Source organism: Rhodopseudomonas sp. P2A-2r (assembly GCF_026015985.1).
GTDB lineage: Bacteria > Pseudomonadota > Alphaproteobacteria > Rhizobiales > Xanthobacteraceae > Tardiphaga.
The window spans coordinates 6,484,199-6,508,766 of record NZ_CP110389.1; the positions used below are offsets into that span (position 1 = coordinate 6,484,199).

Annotated in this window: 26 protein-coding genes and 1 pseudogene; 15 read left to right on the forward strand and 12 right to left on the reverse strand. The window is 65.1% G+C overall.

Going from position 1 to position 24,568, the window contains the following annotated elements:
* The first annotated feature begins 1 nt into the window (after position 1).
* The 3 genes from ONR75_RS31135 (at position 2) to ONR75_RS31145 (ending at position 1,342) form a co-directional block, all read left to right on the forward strand.
* Positions 2-229, forward strand: coding sequence for a F0F1 ATP synthase subunit C (locus tag ONR75_RS31135; protein WP_143571636.1), 228 nt, complete (start codon positions 2-4; stop codon positions 227-229).
* Positions 230-292: 63 nt separating this feature from the next.
* Positions 293-850 (forward strand): F0F1 ATP synthase subunit B', encoded by a 558-nt coding sequence (locus tag ONR75_RS31140; protein ID WP_265080642.1) that lies wholly within the window; start codon positions 293-295, stop codon positions 848-850.
* 3 nt (positions 851-853) lie between these two features.
* The gene (locus tag ONR75_RS31145; protein WP_265080643.1) at positions 854-1,342 is read left to right on the forward strand and encodes an ATP F0F1 synthase subunit B; all 489 of its coding nucleotides are present in this window, start codon (positions 854-856) and stop codon (positions 1,340-1,342) included.
* Positions 1,343-1,645: 303 nt separating this feature from the next.
* Here the strand turns inward: ONR75_RS31145 and ONR75_RS31150 are convergent, their stop codons facing one another.
* A complete protein-coding gene (locus ONR75_RS31150; protein WP_265080644.1) occupies positions 1,646-2,302 on the reverse strand; it encodes a J domain-containing protein in 657 nt (218 codons plus the stop codon).
* A 121-nt stretch (positions 2,303-2,423) separates the two neighbouring features.
* On the opposite strand from ONR75_RS31150, the gene ONR75_RS31155 reads away from it, so the two are divergent.
* Positions 2,424-2,696 carry a BolA family protein gene (locus tag ONR75_RS31155; protein WP_265080645.1) on the forward strand — a complete coding sequence of 91 codons (273 nt, stop codon included), beginning with the start codon at positions 2,424-2,426 and terminating at the stop codon, positions 2,694-2,696.
* On the opposite strand, the gene ONR75_RS31160 is transcribed toward ONR75_RS31155, so the two are convergent.
* From ONR75_RS31160 to ONR75_RS31170, 3 genes are all read right to left on the reverse strand, one after another.
* Positions 2,693-4,042 carry a hemolysin family protein gene (locus ONR75_RS31160; RefSeq protein WP_265080646.1) on the reverse strand — a complete coding sequence of 450 codons (1,350 nt, stop codon included), beginning with the start codon at positions 4,040-4,042 and terminating at the stop codon, positions 2,693-2,695. The two genes, ONR75_RS31155 and ONR75_RS31160, sit on opposite strands and share 4 nt — an antisense overlap.
* A 223-nt stretch (positions 4,043-4,265) precedes the next feature.
* Positions 4,266-5,408: a 3-dehydroquinate synthase gene (aroB, locus tag ONR75_RS31165; RefSeq protein WP_265080647.1), complete on the reverse strand. Its 1,143-nt coding sequence runs from the start codon at positions 5,406-5,408 to the stop codon at positions 4,266-4,268.
* Positions 5,405-6,055 carry a shikimate kinase gene (locus ONR75_RS31170; RefSeq protein WP_265080648.1) on the reverse strand — a complete coding sequence of 217 codons (651 nt, stop codon included), beginning with the start codon at positions 6,053-6,055 and terminating at the stop codon, positions 5,405-5,407. Before ONR75_RS31170 ends, aroB begins: the two co-directional genes overlap by 4 nt.
* Before the next feature lie 158 nt (positions 6,056-6,213).
* Between ONR75_RS31170 and ONR75_RS31175 the strand changes: the two genes are divergently transcribed.
* Complete coding sequence (locus tag ONR75_RS31175) at positions 6,214-6,360, forward strand: histidine kinase (RefSeq protein WP_265080649.1); 147 nt, start codon at positions 6,214-6,216, stop codon at positions 6,358-6,360.
* Here the strand turns inward: ONR75_RS31175 and ONR75_RS31180 are convergent.
* Positions 6,350-6,928, reverse strand: a complete 579-nt coding sequence (locus ONR75_RS31180) for a TetR/AcrR family transcriptional regulator (protein ID WP_265080650.1) — start codon at positions 6,926-6,928, stop codon at positions 6,350-6,352. The two genes, ONR75_RS31175 and ONR75_RS31180, sit on opposite strands and share 11 nt — an antisense overlap.
* A gap of 105 nt (positions 6,929-7,033) precedes the next feature.
* Here ONR75_RS31180 and ONR75_RS31185 point away from each other — a divergent pair, with 105 nt between their 5' ends.
* The 6 genes from ONR75_RS31185 to ONR75_RS31210 all read left to right on the forward strand — a co-directional run bounded on the left by ONR75_RS31185 (position 7,034) and on the right by ONR75_RS31210 (position 11,037).
* The gene (locus ONR75_RS31185; RefSeq protein WP_265080651.1) at positions 7,034-8,056 is read left to right on the forward strand and encodes an SDR family oxidoreductase; all 1,023 of its coding nucleotides are present in this window, start codon (positions 7,034-7,036) and stop codon (positions 8,054-8,056) included.
* 31 nt (positions 8,057-8,087) lie between these two features.
* Positions 8,088-8,495, forward strand: coding sequence for a nuclear transport factor 2 family protein (locus ONR75_RS31190; RefSeq protein WP_265080652.1), 408 nt, complete (start codon positions 8,088-8,090; stop codon positions 8,493-8,495).
* Positions 8,496-8,539: 44 nt separating this feature from the next.
* Entirely contained in the window at positions 8,540-9,502 is a 963-nt protein-coding gene (gene xerD / locus ONR75_RS31195; protein ID WP_265080653.1) for a site-specific tyrosine recombinase XerD, read from the forward strand.
* Positions 9,503-9,651: 149 nt separating this feature from the next.
* Entirely contained in the window at positions 9,652-9,879 is a 228-nt protein-coding gene (locus ONR75_RS31200) for a hypothetical protein (protein WP_265080654.1), read from the forward strand.
* Positions 9,837-10,439 carry a PadR family transcriptional regulator gene (locus tag ONR75_RS31205; RefSeq protein ID WP_265080655.1) on the forward strand — a complete coding sequence of 201 codons (603 nt, stop codon included), beginning with the start codon at positions 9,837-9,839 and terminating at the stop codon, positions 10,437-10,439. Before ONR75_RS31200 ends, ONR75_RS31205 begins: the two co-directional genes overlap by 43 nt.
* Positions 10,381-11,037, forward strand: a complete 657-nt coding sequence (locus ONR75_RS31210) for a siderophore-interacting protein (RefSeq protein WP_265080656.1) — start codon at positions 10,381-10,383, stop codon at positions 11,035-11,037. Before ONR75_RS31205 ends, ONR75_RS31210 begins: the two co-directional genes overlap by 59 nt.
* On the opposite strand, the gene ONR75_RS31215 is transcribed toward ONR75_RS31210, so the two are convergent.
* Positions 11,038-11,772, reverse strand: coding sequence for a cytochrome b (locus ONR75_RS31215; RefSeq protein WP_265080657.1), 735 nt, complete (start codon positions 11,770-11,772; stop codon positions 11,038-11,040). It lies immediately after the preceding gene.
* Between ONR75_RS31215 and ONR75_RS31220 the strand changes: the two genes are divergently transcribed.
* Positions 11,759-12,721, forward strand: a complete 963-nt coding sequence (locus ONR75_RS31220; RefSeq protein ID WP_265080658.1) for an acetyl-CoA carboxylase carboxyltransferase subunit alpha — start codon at positions 11,759-11,761, stop codon at positions 12,719-12,721. The genes ONR75_RS31215 and ONR75_RS31220 overlap by 14 nt on opposite strands.
* Positions 12,722-13,019: 298 nt before the next feature.
* On the opposite strand, the gene ONR75_RS31225 is transcribed toward ONR75_RS31220, so the two are convergent.
* On the reverse strand, positions 13,020-13,973 hold the full coding sequence (locus ONR75_RS31225) for a peptidylprolyl isomerase (RefSeq protein WP_265080659.1): 954 nt from the start codon (positions 13,971-13,973) through the stop codon (positions 13,020-13,022).
* Positions 13,974-14,333: 360 nt separating this feature from the next.
* Here ONR75_RS31225 and secA point away from each other — a divergent pair, with 360 nt between their 5' ends.
* Positions 14,334-17,177 carry a preprotein translocase subunit SecA gene (gene secA, locus ONR75_RS31230; RefSeq protein ID WP_265080660.1) on the forward strand — a complete coding sequence of 948 codons (2,844 nt, stop codon included), beginning with the start codon at positions 14,334-14,336 and terminating at the stop codon, positions 17,175-17,177.
* A 222-nt stretch (positions 17,178-17,399) separates the two neighbouring features.
* On the opposite strand, the gene ONR75_RS31235 is transcribed toward secA, so the two are convergent.
* Together ONR75_RS31235 and ONR75_RS31240 are read right to left on the reverse strand one after the other, a co-directional pair.
* Positions 17,400-18,854 carry a L,D-transpeptidase family protein gene (locus ONR75_RS31235; protein WP_265080661.1) on the reverse strand — a complete coding sequence of 485 codons (1,455 nt, stop codon included), beginning with the start codon at positions 18,852-18,854 and terminating at the stop codon, positions 17,400-17,402.
* Between the two features lie 235 nt (positions 18,855-19,089).
* Complete coding sequence (locus ONR75_RS31240; protein WP_265080662.1) at positions 19,090-19,863, reverse strand: methyltransferase domain-containing protein; 774 nt, start codon at positions 19,861-19,863, stop codon at positions 19,090-19,092.
* 110 nt (positions 19,864-19,973) lie between these two features.
* Here ONR75_RS31240 and gloB point away from each other — a divergent pair, with 110 nt between their 5' ends.
* Together gloB and ONR75_RS31250 are read left to right on the forward strand one after the other, a co-directional pair.
* Entirely contained in the window at positions 19,974-20,741 is a 768-nt protein-coding gene (gene gloB / locus ONR75_RS31245) for a hydroxyacylglutathione hydrolase (RefSeq protein ID WP_265080663.1), read from the forward strand.
* Entirely contained in the window at positions 20,738-21,163 is a 426-nt protein-coding gene (locus tag ONR75_RS31250) for a cupin domain-containing protein (RefSeq protein WP_265080664.1), read from the forward strand. Before gloB ends, ONR75_RS31250 begins: the two co-directional genes overlap by 4 nt.
* A gap of 184 nt (positions 21,164-21,347) precedes the next feature.
* On the opposite strand, the gene ONR75_RS31255 is transcribed toward ONR75_RS31250, so the two are convergent.
* The 3 genes and pseudogenes from ONR75_RS31255 to ONR75_RS31265 all read right to left on the reverse strand — a co-directional run bounded on the left by ONR75_RS31255 (position 21,348) and on the right by ONR75_RS31265 (position 24,372).
* Complete coding sequence (locus ONR75_RS31255) at positions 21,348-22,223, reverse strand: DMT family transporter (RefSeq protein WP_265080665.1); 876 nt, start codon at positions 22,221-22,223, stop codon at positions 21,348-21,350.
* Between the two features lie 69 nt (positions 22,224-22,292).
* Entirely contained in the window at positions 22,293-23,018 is a 726-nt protein-coding gene (gene phbB, locus ONR75_RS31260) for an acetoacetyl-CoA reductase (protein ID WP_265080666.1), read from the reverse strand.
* 174 nt (positions 23,019-23,192) lie between these two features.
* A pseudogene (locus tag ONR75_RS31265) lies at positions 23,193-24,372 on the reverse strand (acetyl-CoA C-acetyltransferase).
* Positions 24,373-24,568 lie beyond the last annotated feature (196 nt).

The following is a 24,568-nucleotide window of genomic DNA, read 5'->3' on the forward strand; positions in this document are numbered from 1 at the left end:
CATGGATCCCATCGCAGCTAAGTACATCGGCGCAGGCATTGCTTGTCTCGGCATGGGCGGCGCCGGCATCGGCGTCGGCATGATCTTCAGCCAGTTCCTCGCCGGCGCGCTGCGCAACCCCTCGGCTTCGCAGGGCCAGTTCGCGAACCTGATCTTCGGCTTCGCCGTGACTGAAGCGCTCGGCATCTTCTCGCTGCTGATCGCGCTCCTGCTGCTGTTCGCCGTCTAAGCCAGAAACTGATCCGGTTTGCGCCCCCATCGCGGGGCGTTTCCGATCGATAAGGAGACTGCTGTGGCTGAAGGTCAGGGCAAATCCAAGGGTGCGGCAGCGCACACCGAGGCTGACGGTGGGCACAAGGCTTCGTTCCCGCCGTTCGAGAGCAACACCTTCGCTTCACAGCTGGTGTCGTTCGCGATCGCGTTCGGCCTGCTCTATCTGATCGTATCGCGCCTGGCGCTGCCGCGTGTCGGCGGCGTCCTTGCGGATCGGCAGAAGGTCATCGACACCGACCTGAACGAAGCCGCGAAGCTGAAGGCCGATTCCGATCTGGCACTGAAGGCTTACGAGACCGAACTCGCCACTGCCCGCGCCAAGGCACAGGCGATGGCGGCCGAGGTGCGTGAGAAACTCAATGCCGAGCAGGAACAGGCCAAGGCCAGGCTGGAAGAGAGCCTCGCTGCGAAGCTCGCTTCGGCGGAAAAGACCATCGCCACCATGCGCGAGCAGGCGATGGGCAATGTCCGCGGCATCGCCGCAGACACCGCTTCGGCCATCGTCGAACGCCTCACCGGCACCAGCCCGAACGCCGGCGTCGTCAACGCCGCGCTCGATGCTTCGTTGAAGGGATAAGCGATGTTCGGTTTACAAGCGGAATTCTGGGTTGCCGTCGCCTTCGTCATCCTGATGGCGGTGTTCGGCTATTTCGGCATTCACCGCACCCTGCTGAAAGCACTCGACAACCGCAGCAGCCGGATCAAGGCTGAGCTCGACGATGCCCGCAAGCTGCGCGACGAAGCCGCCGCATTGCTCGCGGACTACAAGAAGCGCCACGCCGCGGCCGAACGCGAGGCCGCCGACATCATCACCTCCGCCAAGGAAGAGGCCGAGCGCATCGCCGCCGAAGCCAAGACCAAGATGGAAGATTTCGTCGCCCGCCGCACCAAGTCGGCGGAAGGCAAGATCGCGCTGGCCGAAGCTCAGGCTTTGGCCGACGTCCGCGCTGCCGCAGCCGATGCCGCCGCCACCGCGGCGACCACGATCCTCTCGCAGTCGGTCAAGGGTTCGGTTGCCGACGATCTGCTCGCCAAGGGCATCACTGAGGTCCGCGCCAAGCTGAACTGAGGTTTCGACGTTCAACAAAAAGCCGGCGCGAATTTCGCGCCGGCTTTTTGTGTCTGGACCTCTGATCTTAACCTCTCCCCGCCCTTTGCGGGGAGAGGTCGAAGTCCGAGCGCAGCGAGGGCTTCGGGTGAGGGGCGAGGCACGATGGTCACCCGATCTTCCGGGTTTTCCTGTCGCGCAGCCATTTCGTGACGGCCAAGCGTGTCGATCGCATGAGCAAGCGGCAGATCGCGTGCCTCGCCCCTCACCCGCCGCGAAGACGCAGCGACCTCTCCCCGCAAAGGGCGGGGAGAGGTTAGGACGCTACGATCCGCGAACCACGGTCTTCAGATAATTATACGCCTTGATGATCTCGATCAGCCGATCCTCGGTGGAACGGTCGCCGCCATTGGCGTCGGGATGGTGCTGCTTCACCAGCGCCTTGTAGGTCGACTTCACGGTTTCCAGCGTGGCATCGGGGCCGAGGCCCATGACCTGCAGCGCCTTGCGCTCGGCATTGAAGATCTTGCGGGTTTCCGCCTTGGGGGCCTCGGTGCGGGAGCCCGGACCGGGACGCCAGCTGGCGCGGCCGTTGAGCTCGCTGAACATGGCGAACGGATCGGCGGCACCTTCCAGATCGGCCTCGGCGGTCTTGCCTTTGCCCTTGGTGCCGTTGGCGCCCATCTTCCAGGTCGGACGGTGGCCGGTCAACGCGTCCTTCTGATAGCGCGCGACGGCGTCGGCGGCCATGCCCTGGAAGAAATTGTAGCCCTGATTGTATTCGCGGACATGGTTCAGGCAGAAGTGCCAGTATTCCTTGTCATTGCCGCGGCCCTTGGGGGCGCGATGGCCGCCCTTGTTCTTGCAATTGGGCGCCTCACACATCTGCGCTTCTTCGCGCGCGGCAGCCTGCTGCTTGGCGCTCAGCTTGTTAGGCTTGATGCGGATGCTGTCGAAGAACTTGGATGAGTCGATGGCCATGGCTGACTATGACAACGCAACACGAAAAGCTTCAAGTCTTGACATTGCGATTACCCTACCTGTGTTGCGCCGCAGACCATCGCAATTGACGATCCCGCGGAAGCGGCGTTAATTCTCTTCCATGAGCGCCAAAGATGACATCACAAAGAAGTTGCAAGAGGCTTTCGCTCCGCAAAGCCTCGACGTGATCGACGAGTCCCACCTGCATGAAGGCCATAGCGGCCATCGGCCGGGCGGCGAGACCCATTTCAGGGTCAATATTGTATCGCGGGCCTTCGAAGGGAAGAGCCGGATCGATCGCCATCGCATGGTCAACGCTACTTTGGCGGCGGAACTGGCCGGGACAGTGCACGCCCTGGCCGTCAAGGCGCTGGCACCGGGCGAGGCTTCCTAGAAGGCGGTTCCCGCCCTCGGCTTCTTCTGTTCCGGCTCGGGCTCCGTCGGCACCGGGCCGATGCGCAACGCGGTGATGCGGTTGCGCTCGCGGCGCAGGACGCGAAACCTGAAGCCATGGAAGGTAAAACTCTGGCCGCGTTCGGGGATCGAACGCGCCTCGTGGATCACCAGGCCGGCCACCGTGGTGGCCTCCTCGTCCGGCAGATGCCAGTCCATGGCGCGGTTGAGGTCGCGGATCGGCACCGAACCGTCCACCACCACGGAGCCATCGGGCTGGGCACGGACGCCGGCCACCACCACGTCGTGTTCGTCCGAGATGTCGCCGACGATCTCCTCCAGGATATCTTCCAGCGTCACCATGCCTTCGACTTCGCCATACTCATCCACCACCAGCGCGAAGTGGGTCTTGCGGCGGCGGAACGCCTTGAGCTGATCCGACAGCGGCCGCATCTCCGGCACGAACCATGGCGGCAGCGCGATGGAAGCGACGTCGATCTTCGACGTATCGCCGTCGGCTGCGCGGATCGCGCGCAGCAGGTCCTTGGCGTGCAGCACGCCGATGATGTTTTCCGACTTCTCCCGCCACAGCGGAATCCGGGTGTATTCGGTGGCCAGCACATCGCGCACCAGTTCCTCCGACGGCAGGTCGGCGTTCAGCGTCACCATCGCGGTGCGATGGACCATCACGTCCGACACTGCGAGGTCGCCGAACCGGAACACGTTCTGGATATATTCGGCCTCGCCGCTTTCCATCTTGCCGTGCTCGGCGGATTCGCCCACCAGCCCCTCGATCTCGCGGCCCGTGAGAATCTCGTGCTGCGAGGTTTCCTGCACGCCGAGCAGCCGCAGCACCGTGCGCGACGCGTTGTTGAGCAGCCAGTTCAAGGGCCAGAACAGCACGTAGGAGACGTAGAGCGGATAGGCGATCCACTGCGACACCGGCTCCGGCTGGCGGATCGCCAGCGTCTTCGGCACCTGTTCGCCGATCACGATATGCAGCGACGAGAAGACCAGAAAGCCGGTCAGGAACGAGGTGAAGTGCAGTGCCGACTCCGACAGGCCCAGTGGATCGAGCAGCGGCTTCAGCAAAGCGGCGACGGTGGGCTCGCCGACCCAGCCGAGCCCGAGCGAAGCCATGGTGATGCCGAGCTGGCAGCAGGCGAGGTAGGCCTCGACGTTGCTCATCATCTGCTGCAGCAGCCGCGCGCCGAAGCGGTTCTGCTCGGCCATCGCCTTGACGCGAAAGCCACGGCTCGACACCAGCGCGAATTCGGCCGCGACATAGAAGGCATTCGCCGCCAGCAGGAAAAAGGCGATCAGCAGGTTGGAAACAGTCGAGTTCATGTTGGTCCCGCACTGGCCCTGCGAATGCCAGGCCTTGTCGCCGATATTTGGGGTCGGATACAGCCTTGTACTTGTCCCGGACGCGGTGCGGCACACTTGTGCCGCTCCGCAGAGCCGGGACCGCCAGAAACGCCGGCGCTTTGCACGGTCCCGGCTCTGCAGTGCATGACGCCGCCAAGGGGCGGCGCATCGCACCGCGTCCGGGACACGAGACCGAACGCGCTCATCCGGCCAGTTTTGTCTGAAGGAAGTCGCGGACGACGGCGGGCTCGACGTCGCCGGCGATCACCGCCTGCCCCACCGCCTGCAGCAGGATGAAGGTGAGCTTGCCGCGCTTGACCTTCTTGTCCTGCGCCATCAGCGCCATCAGCCGATCGGCGTCGGCCAGGCCTTCCTGGGTGAAACCGGCAATGTCCTGCAGCCGCGTCGGCAGACCGACCTCGACGAGATGACGCTGCACGCGCTGCGCGTCGCTCTCTGCGATCATGCCGAGTTGCGCCGACAATTGCGCCGCCAGCACCATGCCGACCGCAACGCCTTCGCCGTGGAACAGGCGATCGGAGAAGCCGGTCACCGCCTCCAGCGCGTGGCCGAAGGTGTGGCCCAGATTGAGCAGCGCCCGCTCGCCGTTCTCGCGCTCGTCGCGCGCCACCACGCCGGCCTTGGCGCGGCATGAGGTGGCGATGGCGTGTTCGCGAGCGGCACCGCCGCGCACGATGTCGGCATGGTTGGCTTCCAGCCAGGCGAAGAAGGCCTCGTCCCCGAGCACGCCGTATTTGGCGACCTCGGCGTAACCGGAGCGGAACTGGCGCGGCGACAGCGTGTCGAGCACCGCGGTGTCGGCGACCACAAGTACCGGCTGGTGGAAGGCGCCGAGCAGGTTCTTGCCGGCCGGCGAATTGATGCCTGTCTTGCCGCCGACCGAGGAATCCACCTGGGCCAGCAGCGAGGTCGGCACCTGCACGAAATCGACGCCCCGGCGCAGGATCGCCGCGGCAAAGCCGGCGAGATCGCCGACCACGCCGCCGCCCAGCGCGATGACCAGATCGTTGCGCTCGATCTTTGCGGCGATCAGCGCCTCAGAGACCTTTTCCAGACCAGCATAGCTCTTGGAGCCCTCGCCCTCCTCGACCACGAAGCTGGAGGTCGGGATGCCGGCCTCGGCCAGCGATGCCTCGGTCGCCTTCAGCCAGTGCTTCGCCACGGCGCGGTCGGTGACGATGGCGGTGCGCACGCCGGGCCGCAGCGCCTTGATGCGCGCGCCCAGCGACGGCAGCACGTCGCGGCCGATGATGATGTCATAGGTACGATCACCGAGCGCGACCTCGACAGTGATCGGATCGGAATGTTTCAAAGGCGCGGTCATGATGTCCTGCTCAGGGGCTCGCTTGGCCCGGTGATGACGCCGGCCGCGATATTGGCGTGCAACAGATGGTCGTGCAGCGCCGCGATGCATTCGTCGACGACCTTTTCGTGCGGCACGTCGCGCGAGGCGATGGTGATTTCGGCGGCCTCATAGACCGGATGGCGCAGCTCGATCAGGCGCCCGATGGTCGCGGCGGGATCGGCGGTCTGCAGCAACGGGCGGCCGGTGCGGCGGCGGACCCGGCGCAGGATCACGTCGGCGTCGGCCTTCAGCCACATGGAGATGGCTTTGTCGCGGATCCGGGCGCGGGTGTCCTCGCGCATGAAGGCACCGCCGCCGGTGGCCAGGATCTGCGGCCCGCTCTCAAGCAGGCGGGCGATCACCCGGGCCTCGCCGTCGCGGAAATGCGGCTCGCCGTGGGTCTCGAAAATATCCGGGATCGACATGCCGGCAGCGGCCTCGATCTCGGTATCGGCATCGATGAAAGGCAGCCGCAGCCGGCTGGCGAGCCGCCGCCCCACCGTGGACTTGCCGGCGCCCATCATCCCGACCAGCACGACCGAACGCCGTCCCAGGGCGGCGACGATGTCGGCCTCCTGGGATGTGCTGGCGCCGGCTGGCTGGGTGGTGGTGGTGGTCTGCGACATCGGGCACTCAAACGAATATGGCAACGATTGCCACATTTGGCGTCACCTATACTACCCCGGCTGCCGCCGTTGCCACAGACTCTTGCAACAACCCATCGAACATGCTGCTACTCGGCCCTGCCGCGCCCGACCTCCATCGCCGCCTTGAGTTCCCCGCTATGCCCAGCCTGTTCCGCTTTCTGACGGTCGTCGCGGTGATCGGCGGCATCGGCTATGCGGCGATCTACGCGCTGGCCAATTTCGTCACGCCGAAGCCGCGGGAAATGACCGTGACCATCCAGCCGGACAAGTTTCTCAAGAAATAGCGGCGCGCAGCAGGCGCATGAAGAGCCGCATGTGGTCTTCGCGTTGGCCGCCATCGCCGGGCGCGTGCTTGATCCCGTCCATCGCAGCGACAATGACGCCCGCAATATCGGCGGGCCGCGCCTGCAGCGGATCCGGGGCGATCACACCGGCACGATGCGCATCGGCCAGCGCCTGTGCCAGCAAAGCGACCAGCCTTTCGCGAGCCGCCAGCGTGATGTCCCTGGCCAGCGCCATGTTGACGTCGAACAGCTCGACCGCATCGGCGCTGCCGGCAAACGGCGCGATCAGGCCGCGGTGGAACGCAGCGACGGCAGCTTCGAGCCGCTCGAACACGTCGCCGGGGCCCGCCAGCACCGCCGCGACGTCCTGCATCGTCCGGGCGTGGGCGCGCGTCGATCCGGCGCGGAACACCTCCTCCTTGCTGCTGAAGCTGAGATAGAGCGACGCCCGCGAAATCCCCGCGGCGCGCGCAATGTCCGCCATCGAGGCCTTGCGGAAGCCATGGCGAACAAACACCGGGAGGGCCGCGTCGAGGATGTGGTCGGATTTGGCATCGCGTTCAGTCATTCAGACAGATTGACAGTCTCCGTCCAAAGCGTCAAAAGACTATTGGACAAATTATGTCTATGTGTCTAATTTGAATTTTCTCGCTACCCGCGAAAAGGACTGAACATGACAGAGCTTTCCACGGTCCTGGTGACCGGGATCGGCGGATTTCTCGGCGGCCATATCGCCCGGCAATTGCTGGCGGGAGGCTACGCTGTGCGCGGCAGCCTTCGCCGCCTCGGCGATGCCGACCGCATCGCGCAACAGATTTGCGCGACGCCGGCCGCCCGCCGCAGGCTCCGCTTCATCGAAGCCGACCTGCGCGCCGACGCCGGATGGGACGAAGCGGCTGCCGGCTGCCGCTACGTGATCCACACCGCCTCACCTTTTCCGGCCGGGATACCAGCAGACGAGAACGAGCTGATCGGCCCGGCGCGCGATGGCGCGTTGCGGGTGCTGCGCGCGGCGCAGCGCGCCGCCGTGACGCGGGTGGTGCTGACCTCGTCGATCGCCGCCACCAATCACGGCAGCGGCGTGGCGCCCTTTACGGAAAATGAATGGACCGATACGGCCGGCAAGCGCGCCACGCCTTACTACAAATCGAAGACGCTGGCGGAGCGCGCGGCCTGGGCCTTTGCCGGGGAAACCGGACTCGACCTCGCGGTGATCAACCCCGGCATCATCTTCGGCCCGCTGCTGGGGCCGGAGTTCGGCACCTCGGTGGGGCTGATCCAGCAAATGATGAACGGCGGACTGAAGCGAGTGCCGCGCTTCGGCGTTGCGGTCGTCGATGTGCGCGACGCGGCCGATGTCCATATCCGCGCGATGACGCATCCGGAGGCGTCCGGCCAGCGCTTCATCGCCGCCGGCGAGTTTCTGTGGATGCGCGACATGGCGGCAGTGCTCGCCGAGGCTTTTCCCGAGCGGGCTGCCCTGTTGCCGTCGGGCGACGTGCCGAACTGGATGATCCGGATAATGGCGCCGTTCAGCGCGCGGTCGCGCATGATCGTGAACGAGCTCGACCTCGACCTCAGCGTCAGCGCCGCCAAGGCGCAACGATTGCTGGGATGGCAGCCGCGGCCGGCCCGCGAAGCCATTCGCGCCACCGCCCAGAGCCTGATCGATCACGGCCTCGTCGCGGCCGCCTGACCCCTTCGCATCCCCTTTAACGGAGCCTCCTGTGACCTCATCCCTCGCCGAACCGACCTCCCCGCAAGCCGAGCAGCTTCGCGACATCGAACGCACCCGGCTGCGCGCGCTGGTCGGCGCCGACATGGCCGTGGCCGAACCGCTGCACGCGGCGGACTTCCAGTTGATCACGCCGATCGGCGCGGCCTTGTCGAAGGCCGAATATCTCGGCGCGGTGGCCGGCGGACACATCAACTATCTGGTGTGGGAGCCCGGTAACATCGCCGTACGTCTGCAACAAACCAGCGCGGTGATTCGCTATCGCGCGCGTCTCGAAGTGGTGTTCGGCGGCCACCATGTGCCGGCCGGCGACTACTGGCACACCGACGCCTACGAGCGGCGCGACGGGCACTGGATGGTGGTGTGGTCGCAGGCGACGTCGATCGTGCCGCGCGCCTGACGAAAACAGCTTCGGAGATTCGGCTCGTGCGCTATGATTGGCGCATGAGCACTGGCAAAACTTCCGACGGCAAACTCTCCGCCCTGTTCCTCGACATGCTGGCTGCCGAACAGGGCGCCGGCGAGAACACGCTGGATGCCTACCGCCGCGATCTCGAGGATTTTTCCGAGTTTGCCGCCCACGCCAAATCAGGGTTCCTAGCTGCCGACACGCAGATGCTGCGCGACTACCTCGAGGATCTCGACGGTCGCGGCTTCAAGTCGACCACTGTAGCCCGGCGGCTGTCAGCGCTGCGCCACCTGTTCCGCTTCCTGCTCAGCGAGCGCATTCGCAACGATGATCCGGCGGCGATCCTGTCCGGCCCCAAGCGCGGCCGCAGCCTGCCCAAGGTTCTGTCGATCGCCGATGTGGACGCCATGCTGACCCGCGCCAAGACGCTGGCCACAGCAGCGTACGCCGCAGCGCCGCAGCGCCTGCGCGCGGCGCGGCTGTATTGCCTGCTGGAGGTCCTGTACGCGACCGGGCTGCGGGTTTCCGAACTGGTGTCGCTGCCGCTGACCGCAGCGCGCCGCGACGCCCGCATGATCGTGGTGCGCGGCAAGGGCAACAAGGAGCGGCTGGTGCCGCTCAACGAGACCGCCAAGCAGGCGATGGCGGACTACCTCGCGGCCATGGATGCCGCGCAACGCGAACAGCCGAAGAAATCTGCGGCGTCCAAATGGCTGTTCCCGTCGTTCGGCGAAAGCGGCCACCTGACGCGGCAACATTTTGCCCGCGATCTCAAGGAACTCGCCGCCGCCTCCGGGCTGTCGCCGCGACTTGTCAGCCCGCACGTGCTGCGCCACGCCTTCGCCAGCCATCTGCTGCACAACGGCGCGGATCTCCGCATCGTCCAGACGCTGCTCGGGCATACCGACATCTCCACCACCCAGATCTACACCCATGTGGTGGAAGAGCGCCTCAAGAGCCTGGTGCGCGACCTGCACCCGTTGGCCGAGAAGGGCTGAACAGCCCGCCTCCTTCCCTGGACGACAATTCCCTCGCTCTAAAATAATCCAAGATATATCTTGACTGCTCGTCATTGAGATATATCTTGGAGGTATCAAAACCAAACTTAGAGGTAACAAGATGTATAATTTTCGACATCAGGAGCCGGGTGGCCGTTTCCACGGACGCCATGGCGGTGAAGGACGACATGGGCAAGGACTACACGGCGAGGGTCGGCACTGCGGGGAACGCCACGCCGGTCCGCGCGGTGGCGGGCATGAGCGCGGCGAAGGCGGCAGCTGGGAATCCGACGACAGCGGTCGCGGTCATGGTCGCGGCGGCGGACGGCGGCGGATGTTCGACGGCAGCGAGTTGCGGCTCGTGCTGCTCAAGCTGATCGCCGACAAGCCGCGCCACGGCTACGACCTGATCCGGGCCATCGAGGAGCGCACCAGCGGCGCCTATGCGCCGAGCCCCGGCATCGTCTATCCCACCCTGACCCTGCTCAGCGACATGGCGTTGATCAGCGAGCAACTCACCGAAGGCGCGCGCAAGCAGTTCGCCGTCACGCCGGAGGGCACCGCGCATCTGGCCGACCACGCCGCCGAGGTGGCAGCGATGTTCGCCCGGCTCGACGCTCTCGCCGCCATGCGCGACCGCACCGACTCCGTGCCGGTCCGCCGCGCCATGCACAACCTGAAGAGCGTGCTGATGCACCGGCTCGGCGAGGGACTGGACCGCGACAGGCTGCTGCAGGCGGTGGCATTGATCGACGAAGCCGCGCAAAAATCGAGCGGCTCTGATGGATATCGATCAACGTCATCAGACCGTCCGCGTGCGGCACGAATTGCGTCGCCGCACGCTGACGGTGCAATCCATCGCGCAACTGTCGCCGCACATGCTTCGTGTGAACTTCGCGTCGCCGGAACTGCACGATTTCGTCAGCGCCTCGCATGACGATCACATCAAGCTGTTCTTTCCCAATGGGGACGGCGAACCGGCCCGTCGCGACTTCACGCCGCGACGGTTCGACACCGGCAAGGGTATGCTGACCATCGACTTCGCGCTGCATGATGCGGGGCCGGCGACGCAATGGGCGGCATCGGCGAAACCGGGCGACATGCTGCAGATCGGCGGGCCGCGCGGGTCATCGGTAGTGCCCGACGATTTCGACTGGTACCTGCTGATCGGCGACGAGACCGCATTGCCGGCCATCGGCCGGCGGGTCGAGGAACTGCGCGCCGGCGTTCCGGTGACCACCTTCGTCATCGGCGGCGCCGGTGCGGGGCAGCAGTTCGACACGCACGCCGCGTGGACGCCGCATTGGGTGACACGCCATGCCGACTTCGACGACGCCGAACTGCTGCACGCGGCGCTTGCCGACCACTCGTTTCCCGACGGCGATGGCTTTGTGTGGATCGCCGCAGAAGCCTCCGTCGCGCGCCACCTGCGCGGCGACATGGTCGATGAGCGCAACCATCCGCGCGCATGGGTCAAGGCCGCCGGCTACTGGAAGCGCGGCATCGCCGATGCCCATGAGAAGATCGAGGACTGATCAGTCCCGGCCGCGCCCACCGGTCATGCGCGACAGCACCTCGTCGCGCTTGATCCAGTGATGCCAGGCCACCGCGGCGAGATGCAGCAGCACCACCGCACCGATGACCCAGGCAACACGATCGTGCAGCAACTCGCCCCAGTCGGTGACGGCCTTGTCGCGCGGCAGCACCCGCGGCCACTGGAATAGGCCGAACCACGGCAGCGAATAGCCGCCGGCGGCGGAAAACATATAGCCAGTCACCGGCATGGCGATCATCAGGACGTAAAGCGCCGCATGACCGGCGCGGCTGGCCCAATGGGTCATGCGATCCAGCGGCCGGCGATAAGGCGGCTCGCCAGCCCATGCCCGCCAGGCCAGCCGCACCATCAGCAGCACCAGTGCGGTCATGCCGAGCGACTTGTGAATCTCCAGCAGGCCCTTGCGCGGCTGCTGGCCGACCGGCAGGAAGGCCGCGATCACGCCCAGCACGATGGCCAGGACAATGATGAGTGCCATCGTCCAGTGCAGCGTGCGTTGCCCCCGACCGTATGCGAAACGGTTTTGGCCGGGCTCGCCATCATTCATGACAGTTGATGTGTTCATAGGGTTACCTTTCGGGCCTTGAGTAAAAAATAACCCGTTGATTTTCAACATGTAATTGTTGACTTGGCAGGCCATTTGACTTGAAAAGCCTGCGACTGCAGTTTCGCTCGCCGCCTCCATTCCCCATATGTTGTGAATGACCGAATCCATGCGCTCTTATCTCGACTTCGAAAAGCCCGTCGCCGAACTTGATTCCAAGGTCGACGAACTGCGCGCGCTCGCCGCCTCCGGCAGCGACATCGGCGACGAGATCAGCCGCATCGAGGACAAGGCGGCCAATGCGCTGCATGACCTCTACGTCAATCTGACGCCGTGGCAGAAGACCCAGGTGGCGCGGCATCCGCAGCGCCCGCACTGCATGAACTACATCGACGCGCTGATCACCGAATTCACGCCACTGGCCGGCGACCGCAAGTTCGGCGACGACGAGGCGCTGGTCGGCGGCTTCGGCCGGTTCCGGGGCGAGAGCGTATGCGTGATCGGCCAGGAGAAGGGCAACACCACCGAAAGCCGGCTGAAGCACAACTTCGGCATGGCGCGGCCGGAAGGCTATCGCAAGGCCGTCCGGCTGATGGAAATGGCCGACCGCTTCGGCATTCCCGTGCTGTCGCTGGTCGATACCGCCGGCGCCTATCCCGGCATCGGCGCCGAAGAGCGCGGCCAGGCCGAGGCGATTGCGCGCTCCACCGATGCCTGCCTCGGACTCGGCGTCGCCAATGTCGCCGTGATCATCGGCGAAGGCGGCTCCGGCGGCGCCATTGCCATCGCCACCTGCAACCGGGTGCTGATGCTGGAACACGCCATCTACAGCGTGATCTCGCCGGAAGCGGCATCGTCGATCCTGTGGCGCGATTCCACCAAGGCCCAGGAAGCCGCGACCAACATGAAGATCACCGCCCAGGACCTGATGCGGTTCGGCGTCATCGACCAGGTGCTGCGCGAGCCGGCCGGCGGCGCGCACCGCGATGCGCCCGCGATGATCGCCACCGCCGGCGACGCCATTGCGCAAGCCTTCAACGACCTGCGCGGGCTCGACGCCGCCACGCTGCGCCAGCAGCGCCGGCAGAAGTTCCTGGATATCGGCCGCAAGATCGGCTGAGACCTCTTCTCCGACAGCAAAAGCCCGCCTTCTGCGAGGAAGCGGGCTTTTTGTTGCGGTCGTCGTTTGAGCAAAAGCGCGCGCATGTCTTGGCTCCATCTTCCCCTCCCCTCGTGGGAGAGGGTGGCCGCGCGAAGCGCGGACGGGAGAGAGGGAGCCACAAACTCTAAAGAAGAGCCCTCTCCCGTCTCGAACCCCGCTTTGCGGGGCTTCGATCCACCCTCTCCCGCCAGCCGCCGCTGCGGCGGCTGGCGGGAGAGGGGAAGATCGGAGCTTCGCGCTTACTTACTTCGCTCGCTTACTTCTTGGCGGGCGCCATCTTGCTGTCGGCCGGCTTCGGCGCATCAGCTTTCGGTGCGTCAGCCTTCGGGGCATCGGCGGACTTGGCGATTGCCGGCGTTGCGGCAGCCTGGTCCATGCGCTCGATCTTGGCGCCTTCGCGCAGCTTGGTGACGAACTCGGCCTGGGCCTTGCGCACCACGTAGGTCTCGATCTGCGGCTTGACCTGCGCGAAGTCCGGCGCCTTGCGGTTGCGCTTTTCCTCGACCTTGATGACGTGCCAGCCGAACTGCGACTTCACGGGATCGGAGATCTTGCCCGGCTCCAGCGCGAAAGCGACGGCGGAGAATTCCGGCACCATCTGGTCCTTGGTGAAGAAGCCGAGATCGCCGCCATCGGCAGCACCTGGATCCTTCGACTTCTTCTTGGCCAGTTCGGCGAAGTCGGCGCCCTTCTTCAGCTCCTCCTCGACCGTCTTGGCCTCGGCCTCGGTCTCCACCAGGATGTGGCGGGCGTGAACCTCCTGCTCGCCGGTGATCTGCTTGGCAGCGTCCTCATAGACCTTCTTCATGGCCTCATCGGTGGTCGCGGCCTTGCCTTCGACAGCCAGCAGGTTGTCCATCAGCAGACGGTTGCGGGCAAAGGCCAGCCTGGTCTTGAAGTCCTCGCGGTCGGCGATCTTCTTGTCTTCGGCAGCCTTGGCGACGATCTTCATGTCGATCAGGAAGGCCAGCACGTTCTCTTTCTTGGACGCCGGATCCATCTGCGCCAGGCTGGGGCCGAGCTCTTCTTCGGCGATCGCCACGTCGCTCTGGCGGATCTCCGAGCCATTGACCTTGGCCAGCACCGGATTGGCATCCTGCGCATAGACCGCAACGCTGGAGAGCAATGCCACCGCAAAAGCGCCTGTGACGGCGGCCAGGGCGAACCCCGGGCGCTGGCCCGGTTTCTTGTCGGGCGATACGATCGTCATGGAAAATCCTTATCTCACAAGTAGGGGCTGTTGGGGTCGGCGGGACAGTCACTCAAAGCACCCGTCTTGGCAACGCGAAAACTCTGTCAAAATGATGAAATCCTTGACAGGTTCGCGCCGTTGACAACCCTGTGGGGCAGCCATATCTCTGCAAAACCGGGCCGGTGGCGATGGCGCGCTTTTGGCTGCGCCGCCGTTATCTGAAGCCCGGCTGCCATTGAACCTCGGATTGCGCAATTCCCACTCATGTCGCGACGGCTTCCGGGGTCGGGATCCTGCCGCGATGCGTCCAGAATTGACCGCCGACCCGGTGGACCACGTCACGGCGGCAACGCCGAACTGCAAAGACAGGAATTCGTTATGATCGGCGCGCTCGCCCGCAAGTTTTTCGGCTCCGCCAATGACCGCCGCATCAAGGCCTACAATTCGCGGATCGAGGCGATCAACGCCCTGGAACCCGAAATCGCGGCCCTTTCCGACGAGGCCTTGCGCGCCCGCACGGTGGATTTCCGCGCCCAGCTCGCTGCCGGTAAAAGCCTCGACGATCTCTTGGTTCCAACCTTCGCCACGGTCCGCGAGGCCGCCAAGCGCACCCTCGGCCAGCGTCACTTCGACGTCCAGCTGATCGGCGGCATGGTGCTGCACGAGGGCGACATCGCCGAGATGAAGACCGGCGAAGGTAAAACCCTGGTCGCGACCCTGGCGGTCTATCTCAACGCCCTTGCCGGCAAGGGCGTCCACGTCGTCACCGTCAACGATTACCTCGCCAAGCGCGACTCGGCCTGGATGGGGCAGATCTACGGCTTCCTCGGTCTCACCACGGGCGTCATCGTCCACGGCCTCGACGATGCCGAGCGCCAGGCCGCCTACGCCTGCGACATTACCTACGGCACCAACAACGAATACGGCTTCGACTACCTGCGCGACAACATGAAGTACCGGCTGGAGGACATGGTCCAGCGCGGCCACTTCTACGCCATCGTCGACGAAGTCGACTCGATCCTGATCGACGAAGCGCGCACGCCGCTGATCATCTCCGGCCCGCTCGACGATCGCTCGGAATTCTACAACACCATCGACACCTTCCTGCCCAAGCTCGAGAAGACGACCGACTTCGAGGTCGACGAGAAGCAGCGCACGGTGACGCTGACCGAAGCCGGCATGGAGAAGATCGAGACCCTGCTGCGCGAGGCCGGCCAGCTCAAGGGCGAGACGCTGTACGACGTCGAGAACGTCTCCGTCGTACATCACATCAACCAGGCGCTGCGCGCCCATTCGCTGTTCCAGCGCGACAAGGACTACATCGTCCGCGACGACGAGGTGATAATCATCGACGAATTCACCGGCCGCATGATGCAGGGCCGGCGCTATTCGGAAGGCCTGCACCAGGCGCTGGAGGCCAAGGAACACGTCACCGTCCAGCCGGAAAACCAGACGCTGGCCTCGATCACCTTCCAGAACTATTTCCGCATGTATCAGAAGCTGGCCGGCATGACCGGTACGGCGCTGACCGAAGCCGACGAGTTGTTCGACATCTACAAGCTGGAAGTGGTGGAAGTGCCGACCAATGTCGGCATCGGTCGTCTCGACGAGGACGACGAGGTCTACCGCACCCAGAACGAGAAGCACGCCGCCATCATGGCCGAAGTCGAGCGCGCCAATGCGCGGATGCAGCCGGTGCTGGTCGGCACCGCCTCGATCGAGAAATCCGAAGTGCTCGGCGAATACCTGCTCAAGCACGGCTACAAGCAGATCGAATTCGACAAGCCCAAGGCGATGGACAAGCTCTACGCCGCAGCGCGCGCCGGCAAGCCGGCGAAGCTGTTCGCGGTGCTGAACGCGCGCTTCCACGAGCAGGAAGCCTATATCGTCGCCGAGGCCGGCGTTCCCGGCGCGATCACCATCGCCACCAACATGGCCGGCCGCGGCACCGACATCAAACTCGGCGGCTCGCTGGAAATGCGGGCGGCGATCGAGACCGCCGACATGACCGACGAGGCCGAGAAGGCCGCGCGCATCGAGGAGATCAAGGCCGAGATTGCCACCTTCCGCGAGATGGTGCTGAACGCCAAGGAAACCGTCGAGACCGAGCCTGCCAAGGGCAGCAAGCCGGCCAAGACCGTGACCCGGCCCGGCGGCCTCTACATCATCGGCTCCGAACGCCACGAATCGCGCCGCATCGACAACCAGCTGCGCGGCCGCTCCGGCCGCCAGGGCGACCCCGGCCGCTCGAAGTTCTTCCTGTCGCTGGAAGACGACTTGATGCGGATCTTCGGCTCCGACCGGCTCGACACCATGCTGACGCGGCTTGGTCTCAAGGAAGGCGAAGCCATCATCCATCCGTGGATCAACAAGGCGCTGGAGAAGGCGCAGCAGAAGGTCGAGGCGCGCAACTTCGACATCCGCAAAAATCTGCTGAAGTATGACGACGTCCAGAACGATCAGCGCAAGGTGATCTTCGAGCAGCGCGTCGACCTGATGAAATCGGACAATGTCGCCGACACCGTCGCCGACATGCGCCGCGCCTTCGTCGAGGATCTGGTCACCAAGCACGTGCCGGAAAACCAGTATGCCGAGCAGTGGGACGTGGTTGGTCTCAAGGAAGAACTGACCCGCGTGCTCGACCTCAACCTGCCGGTCGATGAATGGGCCAAGGAAGAAGGCATCGCCGACGAGGAGCTGCTGGACCGCATCGAGAAGCGCGCCGACGAGCACATGGCTGCCAAGGTGGCGCAGTGGGGCCCCGACGTGATGCGCTACGTCGAGAAGACCATCCTGCTGCAGACGCTGGATCACCTCTGGCGCGAGCATCTGGTGATGCTGGATCATCTGCGCCAGGTGATCGGCCTGCGCGGCTATGGCCAGCGCGATCCGCTGCAGGAATACAAGGCGGAAGCCTACAACCTGTTCGAGGCGATGGTCGGCAACCTGCGCGAAGCGGTGACGGCTCAGCTGATGCGCGTCGAGATCGTGCCGCCGGACGTGCAGCCCGAACTGCCCGTGATGGAAGCGCACAAGCTCGACCCCAACACCGGCGAGGACGAGATGGCCTATGCCAACGCCGCGCTGGCGCCGCCGATGGGCGTCGACACCGTGGTGCGCGACCCCGCCAACCCCGACACCTGGGGCAAGGTCGGCCGCAACGAGGATTGCCCGTGCGGCTCCGGCAAGCGCTACAAGCACTGCCACGGAAAGTATGCGTGAGCTGAGCAGCGCGTGAACCAACCTCTTCCCGCTTGCGGGGAGAGGTCGGAGCCTGAGTGCAGCGAAATCTCCGCGTAAGGGCGAGCCAGCGAGTGAAACTCTGGCTGCGGCTCGCCGGCTCGAATGACCCGCGGTCCATCAAGCCGCGATCTCCCGCTTGGCAAAGCCTTGCCTAGCGGGCAGAGGTACCAAAGGCACCTTCCACCTAACTGAACTGAAGTTCTACCTGGCCGCCGAGAAGCGGGAGTCGAACGAGTTGGCGGGCACCACAGCAGCAGCGCCAGCCAGGGCATTGCCGGCGGGCGTCGCGGCGGCAGCGGACTGCTCGGCGACAGTCGGCTTGAGCTGAGGCTTGGCGGCCGTTGCGACGTGCTTGGTTTCTACCGGCTTCGCTGCCGGTGCCGCGGCGGCGGGCTTGATTACGGCCGGCTTGGGCTTTTCCGGCGATGCGACTTTTGCGGTTGCCGTCGTCTCGGACGCGCCGCCGATCCCGACTTTCTTCGCCAGGTTGCTGAAGAAGCCACCCTCCGACGACGCCGATGCGACGCGGGTGGCCGGCGTCACCGCCACCACCGGCTCATCCGAGGCGGCGAACAGCGACGCCGAGCTCGGCGCGATGTTGGGCTTGGGCGGGTTGACGTGCGGCGGGATGGTGCCGGGCGCGCGCGCATAGGCCGCGGTCTGCATGCCCGGGACGTCCGGTTCAGACAGGCCGGTGGAGCCGTCCGGGATCTTGGAAGCGAATACCTTGTTCATGCCGCCGTCGATGTCCGGCCGGCGCATGGCCACAGGCGTCCCCTTGGCGATCAGTTCGGCAGTCTTGGCGTCATCCTGCTGTTGCTTGGCGGCGACCGCATCGGCGATCTCCGGCGGAATCGTATAGGCCGGGCACTTGGCGGAGGCGTTGAACACCGGCGCCCGCGACATGTTCGTGTTCGCCGGCAGCGCCGGATCGAACACGTACTTGTTCTCGCAGAACTCGACCTTGGGCTCCTGCCGCGTCACCTCGAAATGATCGTAGCCCTGCTTGATCATCTTCCAGAACGGCATGTTCGGGTTGTTGCGATGCCTCGCCATGTTCACCGGCGTCATCCTGAAGGGGAATGCCGCGAACTGGAACGAGCGCTGGCCGCCGAAGAAGGACTCGCGACCGAGCGTATAGATTTCCGAGATCTGTTCGTCGGTCATGGCGTAGCAGCCGCGCGACGAGCAATCGCCGTGCACCATCAGCTGCGAGCCGGTGCGTCCCAGCGACTTGTCGAATGCATTGGGGTAGCCGGTGTTGAACGACAGGTAGTAGGCCGACTGCGGATTCATCTGCGCCGGCGTGATGTTGTAGAAGCCTTCCGGCGCCTGCCGGTCGCCTTCCCTGACCTTGGGGCCGAGATCGCCGGACCAGCGGCAGATCGGGTAGGTCTTGAGCAGCGCAAACTGACCGGAGCGGGTCTGCTTCCAGACCTCGAGCTCGGCCTCCTGCTTGAACACGCGCACCAGCATCGGCGACTGCGGGTCCATGTCCTTGGCCTGCATCTCGGCGATGAGCTTCTCGGGGATCGGCTTGTTGGCCTTGGCGTTGTTGGCCAGTGAAATCTCGTCGCTATTGCAGCCGGCCAGCACCATGCCGGTCGCAAGCACAACCGACGTGACGAGCGCGCGAGCGAGCGAGCGATTGATCAAAATGAAGCTCCGCAGCCGATGGGCACAACGCACCCCAAAATCCACCGTCCATGCCCGTAGCATGGGCGAACTTATCCGGAAGCCCCCTGCTCGCAAGCCAACCGGCCGCAGCAGCGGGGTTCCCGATACCCTCGATTACCCTTGGTCGCGTTAAGTTAAAACTTCGTGCCGGGGCCGAATTGCGGCCGAAACGCCGGATCTGCCGAAAAGCTGCTCGGTTTGGTTAAGAGTCCGCTCATCGCGATTGCGGCTCGGCTTCGGGGACGCCGTCCTCGTCGCGCTGAAGGGATGACGGTACCAGCACCGGCTGCAGCGCCGGAATCAGCCGCGTGCGCTCGCGATGCGCCGGAATCGCGCGGTAAACCTGCTTGGTGGCCTCGACGATGTGGACTCCGGCGAAGGGCAGCGACAGCGCCGCGCCCACCTTCTCCCAGGCCATCGCCGACCGCAGGAACCAGCCGCCGCCAAACGGCGGCATGAACAGCGCCTCGCTCCACGACGTGGGCGTGAACCAGGTCTGGCGTAACAGTTGCGTGATCTGGGAGCGCGAATAGGGCCGGCCGTGGCCGAACGGCGTGTTGTCGGTGCGGGTCCAGACGCCGCGCCGATTCGGGATCACCGCCAGCACGCGGCCGGACGGCGCCAGCACCCGCCACACCTCGCGCAACAGGCCCTCGGGATCGTCACACATCTCCAGCGCATGGACCAGCAGGATGCGGTCCACGGCGGCATCGGGCAGCGGCAGCGAGAACTCGTCGACCAGAGCGGCGAGGGCCGGCTTCGCGGTCGGCCATTTCAGCACGCCCTGTGCCGCCGGCATGAAGGCGATACAGCGCTCGCAGTCTTCGCGGAACAGGCCGAGATAGGGCGTGGGGTAGCCGATCCCGAGCACGCGCTGGCCCTGGACATGCGGCCATTGCGCGTGGATGCCGCGATTGATCAGCCGCCGCGCCACAATACCGAGGCGGCGCGAATAGAAATCCCGGAGATCGATCACGTCGATGGTCATCGGGCAAATCTAGCACGTCGCCCCACACGATGGGGCCACCAATCACGCATTGCCGACTGATCGTTAACGCCATATGTCATGGCTCTGTCCGATCAGATCCCGGAGACATGATGGCCGCCGAAATTCGCCTGTTCACCTGCCTGACCGACAATTTCGGCTATCTGATTCACGATCCGCAGAGCGGTGCCACCGCCTCGATCGATGCCCCCGAAGCCGGTCCCATCATCAGGGTGCTCGAGCGCGAAGGCTGGCAGCTCACCGACATCCTGGTCACCCATCACCACGCCGATCATGTCGGCGGCATCAAGGAGCTCAAGCAGCAGTACAACTGCCGCGTGGTGGCGCCGTACGACCAGACCGCGCCGATCCCGCTGGTGGATGTGCGCGTCGCCCAGGGCGACATCGTCAAGGTCGGCACGCTGCTGGCGCGGGTGCTGGAAACGCCAGGCCACACCCTCGACCATGTCTCCTATGTGTTCGACGAGGACAAGGCGCTGTTCGCCGCCGACACCCTGTTCTCAGGCGGCTGCGGCCGGGTGTTCGAGGGCAGCTATCCGATGATGTGGCAGTCGCTGATCAAGTTGCGCGCGCTGCCCGACGATTTCCGGCTGTATTGCGGCCATGAATATACCGCCGCCAACGTCAAGTTCGCGCTCGGCATCGAGCCCGGCAATGCCGCGCTGCAGGCGCGCGCCGCGCAGGTGGCGCAGCTGCGTGCGGCGGGACAGCCGACCATTCCCGCGCTGCTCGGCGACGAGAAGCAGACCAACGTATTCCTGCGCGCCGACGAGCCGACCGTCGCCGCCGGCGTGCGGCTGAAGGGTGCCAGCGCCGACGACGTGTTCGCCGAACTGCGCGAGCGCAAGAACAAGTCGTGACAGAGACCGCGGCCGAGATCATCGCGCGGCTCGATCTCAGGCCGCATCCCGAAGGCGGGCATTTTCGCGAGACGTTTCGCGATGCCCGGGTGGATGCGGACGGACGCTCGCTGTCCACCGCGATCTACTTCCTGCTGGCACGCGGCGAGTCCTCGCATTGGCATCGCATCGATGCGGTGGAGATCTGGCACTACTACGCAGGCAGTGCCCTGACGCTTCGTATCGCCGACGCCCAGGGCGAGCGCACCATCGTGCTCGGCCCCGATCTGGCCGCGGGCGAAATGCCGCAGGCCATCGTGCCTGTTCACGCCTGGCAGGCCGCGGCGACCACCGGCGACTGGACGCTGGTCGGCTGCACCGTGGCGCCCGGATTCGATTTTGCGACATTCGAACTGGCGCCGAAGGACTGGATGCCCGCATAGCTGCCCAGAATTCAGTTGTCGTCGCCCGGCCTGGCGCGCAATTGCGCGCCGGGACCGGGCGATCCAGTAGCCGACGGCGTTCGTGTTTGCCGCCGATATCATCCGCAACGACAGCGTTTACTGGCTCGCCCGGTCAAGCCGGGCGATGACAGTCGAGCGTGGGGCTTTCCGCCTGCTTGCAGCTCTAACTCCGCTTCCCCAACATATCCTTCGCCGCGATCAACCCGCCGCCGGCGATCAGTACCGCGGCGATGGCGATGTTGGCTGACGGCTGCGCATAGCCGGCCAGGATCAGGAATGCGGTCGACAACAGCGGCGTGGCATAGGACGCAGCGCCCAGCACGCGGATGTCGCCACGCTTCATGCCGATGTCCCAGGCGTAGAACGCGGCTCCCACCGGACCGATGCCGAGCGCGACGACGGCGAGCCACGCCGTGACGCTGCCCGGCCAGACCGTGGTCTCGACCGCCAGATGGGTGGCTGCTGCCAGCAGCGCGGTGGCCATGCAGAAACCGGCCACCGCATCGGTCGGCACCGCCTTGAGTCGGCGCGACAACACCGAATAGCCGGCCCAGACGAAGGCGGCGACGAAAGCCAGCCCAAGCCCGATCAGCTGAGGCGCCGCCTCCAGCACGAAATGCACATTGCCGACCAGCAGCAGCACGGTGCCGGCAAGGCCGAGCAAGGCGCCGATGATGTGATGCGGCGCCAGCCGTTCGCCGGGCAGCAGCGCGGAGAACAGCACGATCAGCAGCGGCCACAGATAGTTCAAGAGGCCGGCTTCGGCCGGCGGCGCCAGCCGCAATGCTGCGAAATACAATGCGTGATAGCCGAACAGCCCGCCGACGCCGACCAGCCACACCACCGGCGACTGCCGCAACGCACGAACCGCCGCAGGCCGACCGATCCAGCCCGCGGCAGCGGCCAGCGCGCCGATCGCAAATGTCATCGCGGCCAGCTGGAACGGCGGCACCGCTCCTGTGGCCACGGTCAGCATCGACAGCAGCGACCACATCAGGATGGCCGTCAGTCCGATCAGCGTCGCAGTGCGGGGAGACATGGAAGCCAGTTCAATTTGATAAAGAGGGCGCTTCCTTCACCCTCCCCTCCAGGGGAGGGCAAGAAATCATCACGCCATGTATTGCCCGCCATTGATCGACATGGTGGCGCCGGTGATGCCGCCGGCCTCGTCGGCGGCGAGGAACACCACAGCGCGGGCGATTTCCTCGGGCTCGCCGAGGCGATTGACCGGGATCAGCGGCAGAATGCTCTTCTCCAGCACGTCCTTGGGCACCGCCTGCACCATCTCCGTGTTGACGTAGCCCGGACAGATCGCATTGACGGTGATGCCAGCCCGCGCAGTTTCCAGCGCCAGCGCCTTGGTGAAGCCGATGTCGCCGGCCTTGGCTGCCGAATAATTCACCTGGCCGAACTGGCCCTTCTGGCCGTTGATGGAGGAGATGTTGATGACGCGGCCGAATTTGCGCGCCCTCATGCCCTCGATCACCTGTCGCGTCATGTTGAACAGCGAACCGAGATTGGTGTTGATCACCGCATTCCACTGCTCGAGCGTCATTTTGTGAAATGCGCCGTCGCGGGTGATGCCGGCATTATTGACCAGCACGTCGACCGGGCCGAGATCGGTCTCCACCTGCTTGACTCCGGTGGCGCAGGCGTCGAACGAGCTGACGTCCCATTTGTAGACAGGAATGCCGGTGTCGGCCTTGAATTTGTCCGCCGCCGCATCGTTGCCGGCGTAGCTGGCCGCGACATGATAGCCGGCTGCCTTCAACGCCTTGCTGATCGCAGCACCAATTCCCCGCGTCCCTCCGGTGACCAATGCAACACGCGCCATATCGAACTCCTCCCCTCGGTCTTCTTATGTAGCTCTCGAATATGTCGTTCTGAATTAAGCCGTCGCATTGACCAACATCAAGAAAAAACGCCCGGCACGAATGCCGAGCGTTTTGTTTAGCAGTGTGTGCAGTGCACTCGCGAGATGATGTTTTCATCATCCCGCGCCGCAGGATTAGTCGCGTGCAATGCACATCGCGATGCCCATGCCGCCGCCGATGCAAAGAGTCGCGAGGCCCTTCTTCGCATCGCGCTTTTCCATCTCGTGCAACAGCGTCACCAGCACGCGGGCGCCGGATGCGCCGACGGGATGGCCGATGGCGATGGCGCCGCCATTGACGTTGACCTTCGACGTATCCCAACCGAGATCCTTGTTGACGGCGCAGGCCTGCGCCGCAAAGGCCTCGTTGGCCTCGATCAGGTCGAGATCGTTGATGGTCCAGCCGGCCTTCTTCAGCGCGGCGCGCGATGCCGGGATCGGCCCGGTGCCCATGATCTTCGGATCGACGCCCGCCTGACCCCACGACACGATGCGGCCGAGCACGGTCTTGCCTTCCTTGGCTGCCTGCTTGGCGGTCATCAGCACGACAACGGCGGCGCCGTCGTTGATGCCGGAGGCCGAGCCGGCGGTGACGGTGCCGTCCTTCTCGAACGCCGGCTTGAGCTTGCCCATCGCCTCGATGGTGGCGCCGTGACGCGGGTATTCATCGGTATCGACGATGATGTCTCCCTTGCGCGACTTGATGGTGACGGGGACGATTTCCTGCTTGAACTTGCCGGCCTTCTGCGCCGCTTCGGCCTTGTTCTGCGAGTGAACCGCGAACTCGTCCTGCTGCGCGCGGGTGATCTGGTATTGCCGCGCCACGTTCTCGGCGGTGTTGCCCATGTGATAGCCGTTGAAGGCATCCCACAGCCCGTCCTTGATCATGGTGTCGACGAACTCCACCGGACCCATCTTGATGCCGGCGCGCAGATATTGCGCATGCGGCGCCATGCTCATGGATTCCTGGCCGCCGGCGACGACGATCTCCGAGATCGCCGTTGAGCAGCGCCTGATAGCCCAGCGCGACAGTGCGCAGGCCGGAGCCGCACAGCTGGTTGACGCCCCAGGCCGGGCTTTCCACCGGGATGCCGGCGGCGATCGAGGCCTGACGCGCCGGGTTCTGGCCCTGGGCCGCGGTCAGGATCTGACCCATGATGACTTCCGAGACGCGGCCCGGCTCGATGCCGCCGCGTTCCAGAGCCGCCTTGATGGCGATGGCGCCGAGGTCATGGGCCGGCATGGTGGCAAAGGCGCCGTTGAAGCTGCCGACCGGGGTGCGGGCGGCGCTGACGATGACGACATCGTCGGACATGGACATCTCCTTGGCTTGAGGTTTTTGGACGAGAGCGGCCGTTGTAGCGCGCCCTGTCATTCCGGGTCTTTGATCTAAGTGGGTGAAACCATCCTGTTAACCCCGTGCGACCCTGTCAATTGGCAAGCACGGAAAATCCCGCCGCATCGCACTCAAAATGGAGTTCTTGGCACATTCCTGAGCAGCTTCATCGCCT

Bases quoted from the DNA above. Each gene is read 5' to 3' on its own strand.
- ONR75_RS31155 (WP_265080645.1), top strand. From the start codon at position 2,424: ATGAGCGCCAAAGATGACATCACAAAGAAGTTGCAAGAGGCTTTCGCT.
- ONR75_RS31170 (WP_265080648.1), bottom strand. From the start codon at position 6,055: ATGTCGCAGACCACCACCACCACCCAGCCAGCCGGCGCCAGCACATCC.
- ONR75_RS31220 (WP_265080658.1), top strand. From the start codon at position 11,759: ATGACCGAATCCATGCGCTCTTATCTCGACTTCGAAAAGCCCGTCGCC.
- ONR75_RS31225 (WP_265080659.1), bottom strand. From the start codon at position 13,973: ATGACGATCGTATCGCCCGACAAGAAACCGGGCCAGCGCCCGGGGTTC.
- aroB (WP_265080647.1), bottom strand. From the start codon at position 5,408: ATGACCGCGCCTTTGAAACATTCCGATCCGATCACTGTCGAGGTCGCG.
- xerD (WP_265080653.1), top strand. From the start codon at position 8,540: ATGAGCACTGGCAAAACTTCCGACGGCAAACTCTCCGCCCTGTTCCTC.
- ONR75_RS31175 (WP_265080649.1), top strand. From the start codon at position 6,214: ATGCCCAGCCTGTTCCGCTTTCTGACGGTCGTCGCGGTGATCGGCGGC.
- ONR75_RS31210 (WP_265080656.1), top strand. From the start codon at position 10,381: ATGCTTCGTGTGAACTTCGCGTCGCCGGAACTGCACGATTTCGTCAGC.
- ONR75_RS31180 (WP_265080650.1), bottom strand. From the start codon at position 6,928: ATGACTGAACGCGATGCCAAATCCGACCACATCCTCGACGCGGCCCTC.
- phbB (WP_265080666.1), bottom strand. From the start codon at position 23,018: ATGGCGCGTGTTGCATTGGTCACCGGAGGGACGCGGGGAATTGGTGCT.
- ONR75_RS31255 (WP_265080665.1), bottom strand. From the start codon at position 22,223: ATGTCTCCCCGCACTGCGACGCTGATCGGACTGACGGCCATCCTGATG.
- ONR75_RS31205 (WP_265080655.1), top strand. From the start codon at position 9,837: ATGTTCGACGGCAGCGAGTTGCGGCTCGTGCTGCTCAAGCTGATCGCC.
- ONR75_RS31160 (WP_265080646.1), bottom strand. From the start codon at position 4,042: ATGAACTCGACTGTTTCCAACCTGCTGATCGCCTTTTTCCTGCTGGCG.
- ONR75_RS31215 (WP_265080657.1), bottom strand. From the start codon at position 11,772: ATGGATTCGGTCATTCACAACATATGGGGAATGGAGGCGGCGAGCGAA.
- ONR75_RS31150 (WP_265080644.1), bottom strand. From the start codon at position 2,302: ATGGCCATCGACTCATCCAAGTTCTTCGACAGCATCCGCATCAAGCCT.
- ONR75_RS31185 (WP_265080651.1), top strand. From the start codon at position 7,034: ATGACAGAGCTTTCCACGGTCCTGGTGACCGGGATCGGCGGATTTCTC.
- ONR75_RS31135 (WP_143571636.1), top strand. From the start codon at position 2: ATGGATCCCATCGCAGCTAAGTACATCGGCGCAGGCATTGCTTGTCTC.
- secA (WP_265080660.1), top strand. From the start codon at position 14,334: ATGATCGGCGCGCTCGCCCGCAAGTTTTTCGGCTCCGCCAATGACCGC.
- ONR75_RS31145 (WP_265080643.1), top strand. From the start codon at position 854: ATGTTCGGTTTACAAGCGGAATTCTGGGTTGCCGTCGCCTTCGTCATC.
- ONR75_RS31240 (WP_265080662.1), bottom strand. From the start codon at position 19,863: ATGACCATCGACGTGATCGATCTCCGGGATTTCTATTCGCGCCGCCTC.
- gloB (WP_265080663.1), top strand. From the start codon at position 19,974: ATGGCCGCCGAAATTCGCCTGTTCACCTGCCTGACCGACAATTTCGGC.